11 protein-coding genes and 1 pseudogene are annotated in these 13,992 nt (G+C 46.9%); 8 read left to right on the top strand and 4 right to left on the bottom strand.

Translation table 11 applies throughout. From position 1 onward, the window contains the following. The first annotated feature begins 367 nt into the window (after positions 1-367). The 3 genes from QUA83_RS20325 to QUA83_RS20315 all read left to right on the top strand — a co-directional run bounded on the left by QUA83_RS20325 (position 368) and on the right by QUA83_RS20315 (position 5,946). Positions 368-4,672, top strand: a complete 4,305-nt coding sequence (locus QUA83_RS20325; RefSeq protein ID WP_333295395.1) for an AAA domain-containing protein — start codon at positions 368-370, stop codon at positions 4,670-4,672. Then, positions 4,650-5,540: a hypothetical protein gene (locus QUA83_RS20320; RefSeq protein ID WP_333295394.1), complete on the top strand. Its 891-nt coding sequence runs from the start codon at positions 4,650-4,652 to the stop codon at positions 5,538-5,540. The genes QUA83_RS20325 and QUA83_RS20320 overlap by 23 nt, the downstream gene beginning before the upstream one ends. 250 nt (positions 5,541-5,790) lie before the next feature. Continuing rightward, positions 5,791-5,946: a hypothetical protein gene (locus QUA83_RS20315; protein WP_333295393.1), complete on the top strand. Its 156-nt coding sequence runs from the start codon at positions 5,791-5,793 to the stop codon at positions 5,944-5,946. Positions 5,947-5,957: 11 nt separating this feature from the next. Here the strand turns inward: QUA83_RS20315 and QUA83_RS20310 are convergent. From QUA83_RS20310 to QUA83_RS20300, 3 genes and pseudogenes are all read right to left on the bottom strand, one after another. Then, positions 5,958-6,008: pseudogene (locus tag QUA83_RS20310) on the bottom strand (hypothetical protein); the annotation flags it as partial. A 63-nt stretch (positions 6,009-6,071) separates the two neighbouring features. Further along, positions 6,072-6,191, bottom strand: a complete 120-nt coding sequence (locus tag QUA83_RS20305; protein ID WP_445301794.1) for an S-layer homology domain-containing protein — start codon at positions 6,189-6,191, stop codon at positions 6,072-6,074. A gap of 61 nt (positions 6,192-6,252) precedes the next feature. After that, positions 6,253-6,996 (bottom strand): DUF3747 domain-containing protein, encoded by a 744-nt coding sequence (locus QUA83_RS20300; RefSeq protein ID WP_333295391.1) that lies wholly within the window; start codon positions 6,994-6,996, stop codon positions 6,253-6,255. Between QUA83_RS20300 and QUA83_RS20295 the strand changes: the two genes are divergently transcribed. Then, positions 6,988-7,203 carry a hypothetical protein gene (locus QUA83_RS20295; protein WP_333295390.1) on the top strand — a complete coding sequence of 72 codons (216 nt, stop codon included), beginning with the start codon at positions 6,988-6,990 and terminating at the stop codon, positions 7,201-7,203. The genes QUA83_RS20300 and QUA83_RS20295 overlap by 9 nt on opposite strands. 226 nt (positions 7,204-7,429) lie before the next feature. Here QUA83_RS20295 and QUA83_RS20290 read toward each other — a convergent pair whose 3' ends face one another. Further along, positions 7,430-8,422 (bottom strand): ribose-phosphate pyrophosphokinase, encoded by a 993-nt coding sequence (locus QUA83_RS20290; RefSeq protein ID WP_242716335.1) that lies wholly within the window; start codon positions 8,420-8,422, stop codon positions 7,430-7,432. Positions 8,423-9,161: 739 nt separating this feature from the next. On the opposite strand from QUA83_RS20290, the gene QUA83_RS20285 reads away from it, so the two are divergent. From QUA83_RS20285 to QUA83_RS20270, 4 genes are all read left to right on the top strand, one after another. Further along, positions 9,162-9,620 (top strand): GatB/YqeY domain-containing protein, encoded by a 459-nt coding sequence (locus QUA83_RS20285; RefSeq protein ID WP_333139456.1) that lies wholly within the window; start codon positions 9,162-9,164, stop codon positions 9,618-9,620. A gap of 415 nt (positions 9,621-10,035) precedes the next feature. Next, positions 10,036-11,727 carry a serine/threonine-protein kinase gene (locus QUA83_RS20280; RefSeq protein WP_333295389.1) on the top strand — a complete coding sequence of 564 codons (1,692 nt, stop codon included), beginning with the start codon at positions 10,036-10,038 and terminating at the stop codon, positions 11,725-11,727. A gap of 60 nt (positions 11,728-11,787) precedes the next feature. Next, a complete protein-coding gene (gene bioD, locus QUA83_RS20275; protein WP_333295388.1) occupies positions 11,788-12,495 on the top strand; it encodes a dethiobiotin synthase in 708 nt (235 codons plus the stop codon). A gap of 192 nt (positions 12,496-12,687) precedes the next feature. Then, the gene (locus tag QUA83_RS20270) at positions 12,688-13,905 is read left to right on the top strand and encodes a M20 family metallopeptidase (RefSeq protein ID WP_333295386.1); all 1,218 of its coding nucleotides are present in this window, start codon (positions 12,688-12,690) and stop codon (positions 13,903-13,905) included. Positions 13,906-13,992: the final 87 nt, after the last annotated feature.

Below are 13,992 nucleotides of genomic sequence, written 5' to 3'. Positions count from 1 at the left end.
CTTTTGATTCTAAACTGTTTAATTCGATCGCCTCCGGGTGTGCTTCAGCACACCTTAATCTTTGGGATTTAGCCGTTCTGTCGGCATCATGTGTGTCAACTTAACGTTAAAAGTAGTATCGGTCTGCTGTTTGACAGTTAGAGTTCGATCCCCCCTAACCCCCCTTAATAAGGGGGGGACAAGAGCGTGATCAAAGTCAACCCCTACTCCCCTTATTAAGGGGATTTAGAGGGATCTAGACTCAGCGAAAAGCGAGATTTCTCAGGGATTTCAGGCTGGTTATTGACACCAATGTGTCGGCACAAGTTCCGATGTGCTAATCTTAAATCCAATCTAAAATCTAACATCTAAAATCTAAAATCAAAATATGCCATCTTTAGTAACAGAAGATTGGGGATATAAATTTAGTGGCGATCGCACAATTAATAAGTTTATTCGGGATATAGAAGGAGAAGCGGCTTTAGGGAAATATTGCGATTGGGAATGCAAAGAGCGTGCGGAAATTCTGATGTCGGAGATAGCTGGGAAATCCCACAATCTTTTCTACGTGCGCCGCCAAAAGGTAAATGAGAGATTTTCGGAAGAAGAAATCTGGGAATTGCTCCTTGCTACGGATGGAGATGATTTTGAATTACCCCAATTGTTGCAAAAAGCCGATCGCACTTTGCGGTTGTTAGCAACTGTACGCTGTGAAGACGGAATTGGCGGTTTAAAACTGCTGGATGCTGGTTTGGTGGCGGTTCCCAGAGGGAGGAAAGATGGGTATTCTTTGCCGGTTCAGTTGCGACTTTTGGCTAAGAGTAGATCGCCAATTCCTGTAAAGTCGATCGCCCGCGTCCAACAAATGCCATTTTGGGACGACAGACACATACCGACTACCGAACAACTAAAAGTTTGGCATACTTTTTTAAATGTAGAAAAACGCATTGCGGAAGCGCGTCAATTTTGTGTACCTTTCCGAGGACACAATTACGGTTCCGGCTTCAAAATCGTCACTTTTGAAATTGAGCGTAATTCCGCAACTCTTGATGGCTATGAGGAAAATCCCTTAGAATTGGGCGACTTTCGCGAAAGGCTAAAAAAGGCGCGAAATGAAGAAATTATTCTGTTTGATTCGCCGCCCGGAAGCAGAAGCAGCCGCGATGGAGAGACATTGGGTAGCATCGCGGAAATTGACTTTGAACATAGTAAATTACGGATTAAGTTAGATGTTGATTTAGGATCTCGCATGGCGGGCGGCAGATATCAAATGCCCAAACAAGGATTCTTGTATTTTGAGGCGGCGGGCGATATCAGTCAGATTGAACGCAAGAAAAAAGCTTTAAAAATGCTGACAGATGGCCGCGCTCAAAATCCCTATTTGAGTGAGTTTTTATTCGACTCTTCTCAGGCGAGAATGCCCGAAAAACTGATTAAATTGGATCGGGAAAACTTATTAAATCGCAATGCTAATGACGACCAACTTGCGGCCGTAGAAACGGTGCTTTCGGCGCGGGATTTAATTTTGATTCAAGGGCCGCCGGGAACGGGCAAAACGACTGTGATTGCGGAGATTTGCTATCAAATTGCCCGTCAGGGTGGCAAAACGCTCATTGCTTCGCAAGCAAATTTGGCTGTAGACAATGCTTTGAGTCGGTTAGTTCACAATCCGGCGATTCGGGCTTTGCGGAAGGGAAAAGCTCATAAGGTGCAGGAAGAAGGACAGCCGTTTTTAGAGGAAAATGCGATCGGCACTTGGCTGCAAAATACGGCGACTGACTGCGAAGAAAAGCTCTCGCAGCGCCTGACTAATGTCAAATCTTTGCGGCAGTTGGTGGCAGAATCAGAGCGATTTACCGCCTACAGTGCCGCAGAGAGAGATTTTTTTAATGAACTAAAACACCTGCACGATAGTAAAGCAAATCTTGAGGAAAAGTGCAGCCAGCAAGCAGCAGATTATGAACGGAATTTAACTGAAAAAAACGATATTGAATCTCTAGTTAGTGGGTTAGGAAATCTGCTGGATGCGCCTAATGTCAACTGGGAATCTCCAGAAGTGGCTGAGTTTATGCCCCGACTAAAACCATATTCTGAAGGCAATGTTTTAGTAGAAAACTTTATGGCAAATGTTCGGATTGCCGCTAGCAATGCTATTCAAATAGGCTTCGATCGCCCTGCTTGCGGCGCGTTTGGGATTGCGGTTTGGCTTCAGGAAACTGTAGCAGCGCAAATATCGGAATTTAAGACGGCATTCGATCGCGCTGATGATGTTTGTCACGCTATGTCGGCGGTTGCGGAGTCGTTGCGGGTGTCGCGGCAGATGTCGGATGCTGTGAATCAACTCGAATTGGGCGATCGGCAAAATCAGACGCACCGCCACAATCTCGAACAGAAAATCAAGAATTTGGAACTGCGAAAAGCCGAAATTGCAGCCGTTGTCGTCGCCGTTGCACAGTGGATTGAGACAGCAGATACGGGGCTCTATGAAGTCGTGAAAACTTGCTGGGAAACGGGCGCAATGCTGACGGATGATATGGTAGAATTGCCCGCAGGATTGCTGAAAATTGCCCGATCGCTCAAATTGCCGATCGTGCCGCCGAAATGCAAAATCAATTTGCCCGATTTGGATCGGTTGCAAAAGGCGATATCCCACGAAGAAAGCGCAGGTTTTAAGGACATACAAGGGCAACAGTTCCGGTTTAGCGAGTTTTTGCACCTAAATTTGAGTCAAACGCCGATCGTGCTCTCTGCGGGCGATCGTACACAGTGGCAGCAACTAGCCAAAGACTTCGCCAGCTACTCCCAAGTCAGCCAAAGTCAGCGCAAATTTATCATCGAAAAAGCTCGCACTTTCTTGGGTAGCCTTCAACAATTTTATAGTCAATCCTTGCAGCCAAATCATATCCAAGCTACCTTCGATCGCCTAGTCAAAGAATTGCTGCACAGTATCCTCGCCAATGCGCGTCAGTGCGTGGTTCCCCTAAAAACCGAAACTGAACAGCAGCTTATAAAACAGCAACAATTATTAGATAAAATCGGTCAAACCTTAAACCAGCAGGAAATATCAGCCGCTAAACTTCAGGTAGAAACAGCGCAGCAAGAGGCTAACTTAAAAATTAGCGAAGTTACTAATTTGTTGCAAGCAATTGTCCAACAGCCAAACGCACCTGAAAAGTTGCGAATTGTATCCGAACAATATCTCGCCCAAAAATCGAATATTTGGGAGCAACCGCAGCAGTTTGTCAAGCAAGTTGAGGCTTGGAAAGCAAGCGCGATTCAGCTTGAAAAATCAATTGCTGAGCTAGACCCTTTTGGGGTGTTGGAGACAATCAAAAACACTCTTGACGAGCATTTATCCCCGCTACAAATTGCGGCTGCAACTTCGCAGCAGCAACTCGCTCAACTACAAGCAGAATTGAGCGAAATTAATGCTCAACTGCAACAGCAGCAACCAACAGCAGCATTACTTGTCGAGAGAATTTGGTGGGAGTCAGCATGGCAAACTATCCCGACTCAATATCAGCCAGAAGTTCCGAATACAGGATTATTCAGCGTAGCTTTTCTGAACAAAATTAAGCGTCTCTTCAAAACGTGGCAGCGGAAATTAGAACAAGAAGAAACAGCACTAAATCGCTCTCAAACGTTTGTGACAGATTGGATTCAAAAACTCCGAAATCCATCAGAAAAAGACCGCAACGATTTAAAGCAAATTTATATTGACAATGCCAACGTAATCGGCATTACTTGCGTGCAAGCTGCTAGCTTCGATTTTACTAAAAACTTTCCCAGCTTTGATGCAGTCATCATTGACGAAGTTAGCAAATGCACTCCCCCAGAGTTATTAATTCCCGCTTTGAAGGGCAGAAAGTTAGTATTAGTGGGCGATCACCGGCAATTGCCGCCTATGTTTAATCAAAGTACGATCGACGATATTGCCGAAGACATCGGCTGTACCGGAGACGAACTTAGCTTCATAAAAGAATCTTTGTTTAAAGTATTGTTTGAAAATGCCAGCGACAGCATCAAAAAGATGCTGACAACTCAGTATCGAATGCACCCGCAAATCATGGGCGCCATCAATCAGTTTTACCAGCAAAAGCTCAACTGTGGCATTCAGGAAGCTGACACTAAACGCGCCCACAACCTCGCAGGTAGAATCATTCAAGAAAATAATCACATTCTGTGGGTGAAAACGCCGATCGGACAAGGGTTTGAAGAGGAAAAACAGGGTACTTCGCGGTTGAATGTCAAGGAGATTGATGCGATCGAGCGTTTGTGCGAACAAATGGAGACAGCTTGGCAGCCCAAAGTGGCCGACGGTGAACCACCGAAAGAAATCGGAATAATCACTTTTTATGCTGCTCAATTAAATGCAATTAAAGACAGAATCGAAGGCGAAAGATTCTCTGCTTTGAGCATCCGCACTGGTACGGTTGACATATTTCAAGGCATGGAAAGACCTGTAATTATTGTCAGCACAGTGTGCAATAATGTTAGGGGCGATATTGGATTTGCTAAGGAACCGGAACGGGTGAATGTGGCATTTTCTCGTGCTCAAGAATTGCTGGTAGTTGTCGGCTGCCACGATTTATTTACTCAACAAACAGGTACTGTCGGAAAAATGTATCAGGAAGTTTCAAAAACGGTGCGTCACTGCGGAGGTTTTGTAGATGTTTCTAGCGTCCTCAACTAAACCCATAGACTCGAATTTAAGTTCGCTAGCGGAACAAATTGAGCAACAAAATCCGGGTTTGTCAGTGTTGGCGGCGCGTCAATTCCGCTTCGCCATCCGCCAAACTCCGCTGGAGGTGGCGATTAGTGAACCGCGCCAGTTTAACGTGTTGGAAGAGTTCATTTTGCGGGCGGGCGTTGAGTTTGAACCTGCGCCAACTTTGAAGGAATTGGCGGATTTGCTGGGGTTAGACGAAATTTTTGTGAAGACTACGGCGGCGACTCTGGTTAGTTTGGAAAGCTTGGAGGTGGCTGAAAATGGGAAAATTGCGATCGCCCCGCAAGGTAGAGATTTTTTTGATAAAGGTGCGGTTAGTCGATCGCAAATTCAATCAATTTATGCCATTTCCGATCCACTAAATCAAACTCTTACCTTCAAGTTCGATGCTTTAACGCCAGAATCGCTCAACTTACCCGATTTAGCAGATTTAGTATGGCTCGATCATAAAATTACCGACCTTGCGGATTTAAGTATAGCAGAAATCCAGCCGTTAATTCAAGCTTCCGGCTTAGGAATTCACGTCCCCGAAAACGGCAAAATTGTGTCTAAATGCGATGTCATCGGCGACGATTTAGATATTTGGCAAACAGTCTCCATTTTTGTGTTGTTAGATGCGATCGAAAATAAAACTACTATTCAAGTCAGACAGGGAAAGCAAATATTAGAAACCGCATCAAACTTGCTAAACGAACTTGAATCGCAACAAAAACTTTCCTTGAACGACTTGTGTAAAGTAAACCCAGACATCGCACAGCAAGAATCAGAGACAATCCCCGTCCAGAAAACTCCTAAAAAGCCATCTAAGAAGAAAACCAAGAAAACGATATGATGAGGACTAAAGTCCTGATTACGAACTGGTTTGTATTGAGGACTAAATTCCTGATTAACTGATATCTTGCACCAGGCTCAATTACTTGTTTAGGAACGGGCAAGATGCCCGTTCCACAATAAAATCAAATTTTGTGGAACGGGCATCTTGCCCGTTCTTGACAAGAGTACAACATATAACTATTAACAACAAATGAGGTGATTGTATAAGGGACAGACTAGCTCAATATCGTCAATACCTTCAGACATTAATGAGCCGTTATTCTAAAAAAGTTTTAGACGGCTCTTTAGCAACTAAATTCGGCTGCATTCCCCGCGCCAAGAAACCAAATTCCGCCGCTCGACGGCGAACCGCCATCAATTCAGCGCCAGTGACGGGCTGCGAAGGTTTAAAAGTTCCATCTTGATAGCCGCTAACTATCTTGTTGTCCCGCGCAAATAGAACTTTTCCGGCACTCCAGCGGGAAATACCAACGTCGCTAAATGGACGGATAGAAACATGGCTAGGAAATGTGATATTAGCACCTTGTATTCATTTCAAGGATTCCCAAACTAAAGATACCAATTGCTCTCTGGTAACAGCAAGTTGCGGTCGAAAGGTATTATTTTGATAAAACCGGGCTACAAACCCAAAGCCCACAGCTTCTTTAATTTCGGAAGCGTAGATATCATCGGTAACTATCTCCGAGTTGTAGAAGAAAAGCCAGTATTGCCTACGGTATTGGTATTTCCTGCGGTATTGGTATTTCCTGCGGTATTGGCTGCGGTATTGGCTGTGGTATTGGCTGCGGTATTGGCTGCGGTATTGGCTGCGGCATTGGCTGCGGTATTGGTATTGGTATTGGTATTGCCTCCGGCATTGGCTGTGGTATTGCTTCGGTATTGCCTCCGGTATTGCCAATTTCTCCCGGTGCGGATTGATTGGTAGTGAAATAAAAGTGACCTAATGTGCGGCCTTGGTAAGCTCTTTTACTCAAGCGCCAAGCAGGATCGAGACTGATTTTCATGAAGTCGTTAACATCGCCGTTTGTGCGACCGATAATCACCGATTTACCTTGGTAATCTACCGGGGTTCCCATTAGTAGAACATTCCCATCAACACTTTCCAAAGTCAGGGTGTATTTTAATGCTAAATCGGTGCCGGCCATGCGAATTGAAAAGCCGTTGCTGTCAGTTGCGCGGCCACAAATACCGGTGAAATCAAAAGTAACTAATAAGGGATCGACTTTCACGGGATTAGAGCCACTTTCGCTCCAGCATTTTCGCTTGTCAGATACCTGTTCTACAATTAGCAATTGGTAGCCGCCGAAAGGGCGGGGTTGGGCGATGACAATTACTCGGTCTTGGTTAATGTCGGTTTCGTCAAAAGTAAATGCTTTAGCTGAACCGATCGCCCCTAGTGTTAAAATTGCTGAACCTGCCAGTGCGGCAACTGTTCGTACAAGTGAATGTTTCATGATTTTTCCCTATTGGCTCCTTATTGTGATGAGACTTATCTAGAATATAAAAAATTCGCCCTCTTCCAACAACAAGATAGAATTTTACCATCTCTTGTTCCGGTGGTACCAAGTGCGATCGATCGCCGATCGTCACCTTGGTTCGTAGTGAGAACTAAAGTCCGAGCGAATTTTATGAGGGCTTTAGTCCTCACTACAAACTTATAACCGTTATTTTACCGAGGAACTTGATAAGCTGTTCGACCTCTAAATTGTATTTTCCGGGCGGGCGGGACGCCCACTCCACAAGAATTTGATGGGACTTGAGAGTAAAATTTAGATGAGCCTGGGCTGATTACTTGCGGGAAACGATCGCAAGATCCGCAAAAAAAACGGTGCGTTACACTCTTGTTAACGCACCCTAAAACAAACATTCAAAAAGCGCCTTTCCTATCTAGCGGAACATACTGCTAACAGAACTATCTTCGTGAATCCGCCAAATAGTTTCTCCGAGTAAATTGGCTACCGAAAGCACCGTCAACTGCTTAAAACGGTTCTCTTCCGGCACAGGAATTGTATTCGTAACAATTACCTCTTCCAAAACCCCGCTAGACAAACGCTCGATCGCCGGAGGCGAAAACACCGCATGAGTAGCACAAGCATAAACCTGCCTAGCACCCTCGCGGCGCAACAATCTCGCGCCCTCAGAAATCGTGCCGGCAGTATCGATCATGTCGTCCACCAACACAGCAGTTTTGCCCCTGACATCACCGATAAGATTCATCACTTCTGCCACGTTGTGAGCTTGGCGGCGCTTGTCAATAATTGCCAGGGGAGCATCACCAAGCTTTTTGGCAAAAGCTCTCGCCCTAGCGACTCCGCCAACATCCGGCGAAACCACAACAATATCCGTCAATTGCTTGCTCGCCAGATAATCCAAAAGCACCGGCGAACCGTAAACGTGATCGAAAGGAATGTCAAAATAACCTTGAATCTGAGCCGAGTGCAAATCCATCGCCAAAATGCGACCGGCTCCAGCTTCCGTAATCAAATTAGCCACTAATTTTGCAGTAATCGACTCTCTTCCGGCCGTTTTGCGGTCAGCCCTAGCATATCCGTAATAGGGAATGACAGCAGTAATTTGTCTAGCCGAAGCGCGGCGACAAGCATCGATCATAATTAACAATTCCATGAGGCGATCGTTTACCGGACAGCAAGTTGGCTGAATCAAGTAAACATCGCAACCCCGAATCGATTCTTGAATTTGAACGTAGAGTTCCCCATCAGCAAACCGCTTGCGAACCATCGGCCCCAAATCAATCCCCAGATAGCGAGCCACCTCTTGGGCGAGGGGAATATTAGCAGAACCGGAGAACAGCCGCAGACGGTCATGAGCGGAAACCGGCGGCTCGGGAAGCGGAAGCGGTAAAGTAGCAGAACGGATCACAGCAGGCCTCTTGCAGGACGTTTATTCCATCGCTATCTTACCATCTGAAACTAGAAATATTCAGCCAATTTTTTAATAGATTTAACTTTCGGGGCGACCACAAGTGTTAAGTTAGCCGAATTGAATAGGACTTGCAGAAAGATGTCTGATAAACCCGGTTTCTAGCCCACTTTCGGCACACTCAACGGTCACAATCGGTTTTTACTTATTTTTATCCACCAATAAAACTATAAGTTATACGAGAATACCGTACATTAACGGATAACTTACTTTTTAAAGGCATAATTTATTACTGTAAATATAGAGCATTCTGCGTAATTATGCTGTGTGGCACCCCCAGGGTGTGGAATGTGGGTTCTAGCTGAAATGTTGCACCATTGTCAATAAGCTTTTTAGGAACAGGCTTTTCGGCCTGTTCCACAAGAAAATCTACTCTTTGTGGAACAGGCCGAAAAGCCTGTTCTTGAGAATGGTGCAAGATGTGAGTTCTAGCGAACTCTGTACTGGCAGAAGTACGATCGCACTTCTGCCCCTGCGTCTAAAAGTTCTGGCGTGAGTCAATTTGGGGCTGAGGCTGCAAGTGCAGCCACCCCAAATTCAGTTGAAAGCCCAAGGCATCTGGGTTCAATGCGATGAAAATGCCACCAACAGGCAATAAACTTGAAAATACTGTAAAAAAAGTTAAGAATCGGAAGCATACTTCAGATTTTTGATATCGGGCAAAGCAAGGTAGAAATCGATGAGCTTAAGAGAACGCATTGACGCAGAAATCAAAGCAGCCATGAAGTCCAAGGACAAAGTTCGCTTGGAAACAGTTCGCGGCATCAAGAAATTTATTCTCGAAAAAGAAGTCAGCCTTCGTCCTTCCGGGCAAGAAACGCTGACAGAAGCTCAAGAAATGGAAATTTTGATGCAAATAGCCAAACAGCGCCGGGATTCGATCGAACAATACCGCAAAGGTGGCCGCGAAGATTTAGTGGCACAAGAAGAAGCGGAGTTAGCAATTGTTGAAGAGTATTTGCCCGCGCAAATGTCAGATGAAGAGGTGAGTCAAGTCGTTGACGAAGTGATTGCGTCGGTTGGCGCTACTTCTGCAAAAGATATGGGCAAGGTGATGGGCAAGGCAATGCAGCAGCTTAAGGGCAAAGCAGACGGTAACAGAATTCAAGACATGGTGAAAGCAAAGCTTAACAGTTGACAGTTGACAGTTGACAGTTGACAGTTGACAGTTGACAGTTGGCAGTAGTCAGTAGACATCTCCCATAAATCATCTCAAGCTTTATAGAGATGTATGGGTTAGGCCGGGGGGCGACAATTTATTAGGGCTAAGGCCAAAAAACCCGGTTTCTACGAAAAATCGTGCATTTCTCCCTTGAGATATTGACGCAGAAACCGGGTTTTTGATCGGATGTGCGGGTTGCAACCTGTGTGTTTTCGTGAAAAACCCGGTTTCTGACCATCATGGCGTCCAAGAATGTCAAAAAAATGTAAAATACTAACTTTGGTCGGGACTGGGGACTACAGAGAGTGAAGTCTGCTCAAGAGCATGAAAGACCTAGCATTACTAAGTCTGTGAGTGATCGTCTATTTTTTAACAGTTTCTACTTAAACTTATGCAGCCACCTATTGCTATTGGAACTCTCCTACAAAACCGCTACCGCTTGGTGAATATTTTAGGTCAAGGAGGATTTGGCCGGACTTATTTAGTAGAAGATTTGGGACGGTTTCAAGAACGCTGCGCCCTGAAGGAATTGATTCCGGTGCAAAGCGGGCCATACGTTTTGGAAAAATCGAAGGAATTGTTTCAAAGAGAGGCGGCAATACTTTACCAAATTGGGCACCCACAAATTCCCCAGTTTCGGGCAATATTTGAAGAGAACCAGCGTTTGTTTTTAGTGCAGGATTACGTGGAAGGGATGACTTACCGCGAACTGTTGCTCGATCGAACTTCAAATGGTCGCACCTTCACCGAAGCCGAAGTCTTGGTATTTATCCGGCAAATGCTGCCGGTACTGGCTCACATCCACGCCCGCGGCATCATCCACCGCGACATCTCCCCAGAAAATATCATCCGCAGGGAAAACGACCAAATGCCAGTGCTGATTGACTTTGGAGTGGTGAAGGAACTTGCCACCAAAGTCCAGTCTCCCGAAGGAACAGCCCACGCGACAACTGTCGGTAAAATCGGCTACGCGCCGATGGAACAGTTGCAAAGCGGGCGGGCAACAGCCAGCAGCGACCTCTACGCTTTAGCTGTAACGGCGATCGTCCTGCTGACAGGCAAAGAACCGCAGGAATTGCTCGATCAAACAACGCTGCAGTGGAATTGGCAGCAGCAAGCGCAGGTGAGCACGGGTTTGGCTTTGGTGCTGAATCGGATGTTGAGCCGGTCTCCAGGCGATCGATATCAATCTGTCAGCGAAGTCGCCCAAGCACTCGACGGCCAAACTAATCCTAAACCTAGCCCGCCAATTGTACCGCCCGCGCCGCCAGCAGTGGTGCCGCCAAATCCTTCGCTAATACAAACGGTGGCCGTAGGCAGGGCGCCAGAGCCAGTCGCCCAGAGTTCCCACCCGCAAAACCAGCCAGACCCGTTAATTGAGCCTGCTGGCGACACTTTTTGGGACAATCCCATCGCTGCGATCGGACTGCTGGCCGGCTTAGTAATCTTGACGGGCTTCGGTTCCTGGGCTTTAGTCGGCTCATTTCTCAACAATTCGCGCCCCAAACCCACTCCGACACCCCCAGCACTCATAAATCCCACGCCGACACTAACTCCGATACCAAACCCGCTACCTTTGCCAACCCCAACCCCGCAACCTTTGCCAACCCCAAGCCCAGAACCTTTGCCAGAACCAAGCCCAGAACCTTTGCCAGAACCAAGCCCAGAACCTTTGCCGGAACCGAACCCAGAACCTTTGCCGGAACCGAACCCAGAACCTTTGCCGGAACCAAGCCCAGAACCTTTGCCGGAACCAAGCCCAGAACCAAGCCCAGCGCCAACTCCCGCACCAAAACCGACGCCCGCGCCGACTCCGGCGCCCAAACCGGCGCCCGCACCAACTCCCGCACCAAAACCGACGCCCGCGCCGTCGCCAACACCAGCACCAACTCCCGCGCCGACACCAGCACCAACACCGGAACCGGCCCCAACACCCGCGCCGTCGCCGGAACCGGCCCCAACACCAGCACCAGCACCAACACCGGAACCGGAACCGGAACCAGCACCGTCGCCGGAACCGGAACCGGAACCCGCGCCGTCAGCGGAACCAGCACCAACACCCGCACCATCGCCAGAACTCTAAACTTCTGGCAAAATTCCCCTAGACTGAGGTTGATGCCAATTAATTGTTAGCTATTTGCCAATGAACTCGCTGCTAATTGCTGGAACTGATACCGACGCGGGCAAAACTGTTTTGACCAGCGCTCTGGCTGCTTATTGGCAAATGTATTTTCCCGATCGCAGTTTGGGAATTATGAAACTCTTGCAAACGGGAACGGGCGATCGGGAACTCTACACCCGTTTGTTTTCCCTCGACCAATCCCCCGAAGAACTCAATCCGCTGCACTTTGATGCGCCTCTAGCACCGCCGATTGCTGCGGAACGGGAGGGGAGACGTATCGAACTCGAAAAGGTCTGGACGGCTTGGCAAAGCCTCTCGGAGCGCAAGGATTTTGTGTTGGTGGAAGCTTTGGGAGGGCTGGGATCGCCTGTAACGTGGGAACTGACGGTGGCCGATATTGCCAGGGATTGGCGGCTGAGGGGGGTTTTGGTAGTACCTGTGAAGTTGGGGGCGATCGGGCAAGCTGTGGCGAATGTTGCTCTCGCCAGACACACTGGTTTTAAGCTGAGAGGAATTGTGCTCAATTGCGTTAAAGCTTATTCTGAACAAGAAATTGCCGAATTAGCGCCCGTAGATTTGATTCAGTCGCTGACTCAAATACCTGTGTTGGGTATTTTGCCGCATTTAGATGACCCGACTGACCTTGCTAAATTAGCTAAAATTGCTTCAGATTTAGATTTAGAACAGTTACTGCCAGGGGTTAATTTAGTTCCTCAGACTTCTAAATAACGCTATTCTCAACACCTCTCTTTCTCATTCTTCTCTTTCTCTGCGTACTCTGCGCCCTCTGCGGTTCATAAAAAAAATCTCCTGCACAAATCAGATAGGATTGAAGAAGATTTTCTTTTAACCGCAGAGAGCGCAGAGATCACAGAGAAAGAAAAGAGAGAGTTTTACAAATTGCTATAAGGAGAATAAAACATGGTTTCTACTTTACCGAATTTAACCTCTGTAGATTTATCTCAATTGCGGCTGGAGATTAGAAATTTGCAGCCTCAGCTAGTCGAATGGCGTCGCCTTTTGCACCAAAGGCCGGAGTTGAGTTTTGATGAAAATTTAACGGCGCAGTTTATCTCACAAAAGTTGCAGGAATGGGGCATAGATCATGAAACTAATATTGCTAAAACTGGTATTGTCGCAACTATAGACAGCGGCAAACCGGGGCGGGTGTTGGCAATTCGGGCGGATATGGATGCTTTGCCTATTCAAGAAGAAAATGAGGTGGATTATCGATCGCAGCATGATGGAATTATGCACGCTTGCGGCCACGACGGCCACACTGCGATCGCCCTGGGTACTGTCTGTTATCTCGCCAAGCACAAACACAGCTTTTCGGGTAAAGTAAAATTTATCTTTCAGCCCGCCGAAGAAGGGCCAGGAGGCGCAAAACCGATGATTGAAGCGGGAGTTTTGAAGAATCCTGATGTTGATGCGATCGTCGGCTTGCATTTGTGGAACAATCTACCTTTGGGCACTGTAGGCGTCCGCAGCGGCGCGCTGATGGCTGCTGTCGAGGTTTTTGACTGCACGATTTTTGGCAAAGGTGGACACGGCGCAATGCCACATCAGACTGTGGACTCGATCGTAGTTACAGCCCAAATTGTCAGCGCTTTGCAGGCAATTGTCGCGCGGAACATTGACCCGATCGACTCAGCGGTAGTAACTGTCGGCCAATTCCACGCAGGCCACACCCACAACGTCATTGCAGACACCGCTCAAATCGGTGGCACGGTGCGCTATTTCAATCGAGCATATCAAGGTTATTTTGCACAGCGAATCGAGCAAGTAATTGCCGGAATTTGTCAGAGTCACGGGGCTAATTACCAATTAGATTATTGTTCGCTTTATCCGCCAGTTATTAATGATTCGAGAATAGCTGAATTGGTGCGCGGCGTGGCAGAATCAGTTGTCGAAACTCCTGCGGGAATCGTTCCAGAATGTCAAACAATGGGCGGCGAGGATATGTCGTTCTTTTTGCAAGAAGTGCCAGGTTGCTATTTCTTTTTGGGTTCAGCAAATCCAGAGAAAAACTTGGCGTACCCGCACCATCACCCGCGCTTTGATTTTGATGAAACTGCCTTGGGGATGGGTGTAGAAATGTTTGTGCGCTGCGTGGAAAAGTTTTGCGTCAGAGATTGAAAGCAATTTATAAGTAGGTAGGCGGGAAAAAACCAATCTATGTAACAAAATATTAAGTTACCTAATTGGAGTTAAACTTAAGACGTT

Origin of the sequence: Microcoleus sp. K1-B1 (assembly GCF_036704705.1) — a bacterium.
GTDB lineage: Bacteria > Cyanobacteriota > Cyanobacteriia > Cyanobacteriales > Microcoleaceae > Microcoleus.
Note: the sequence above shows the minus strand (reverse complement) of the source record. Positions and strands in the feature narration are given on the sequence as shown.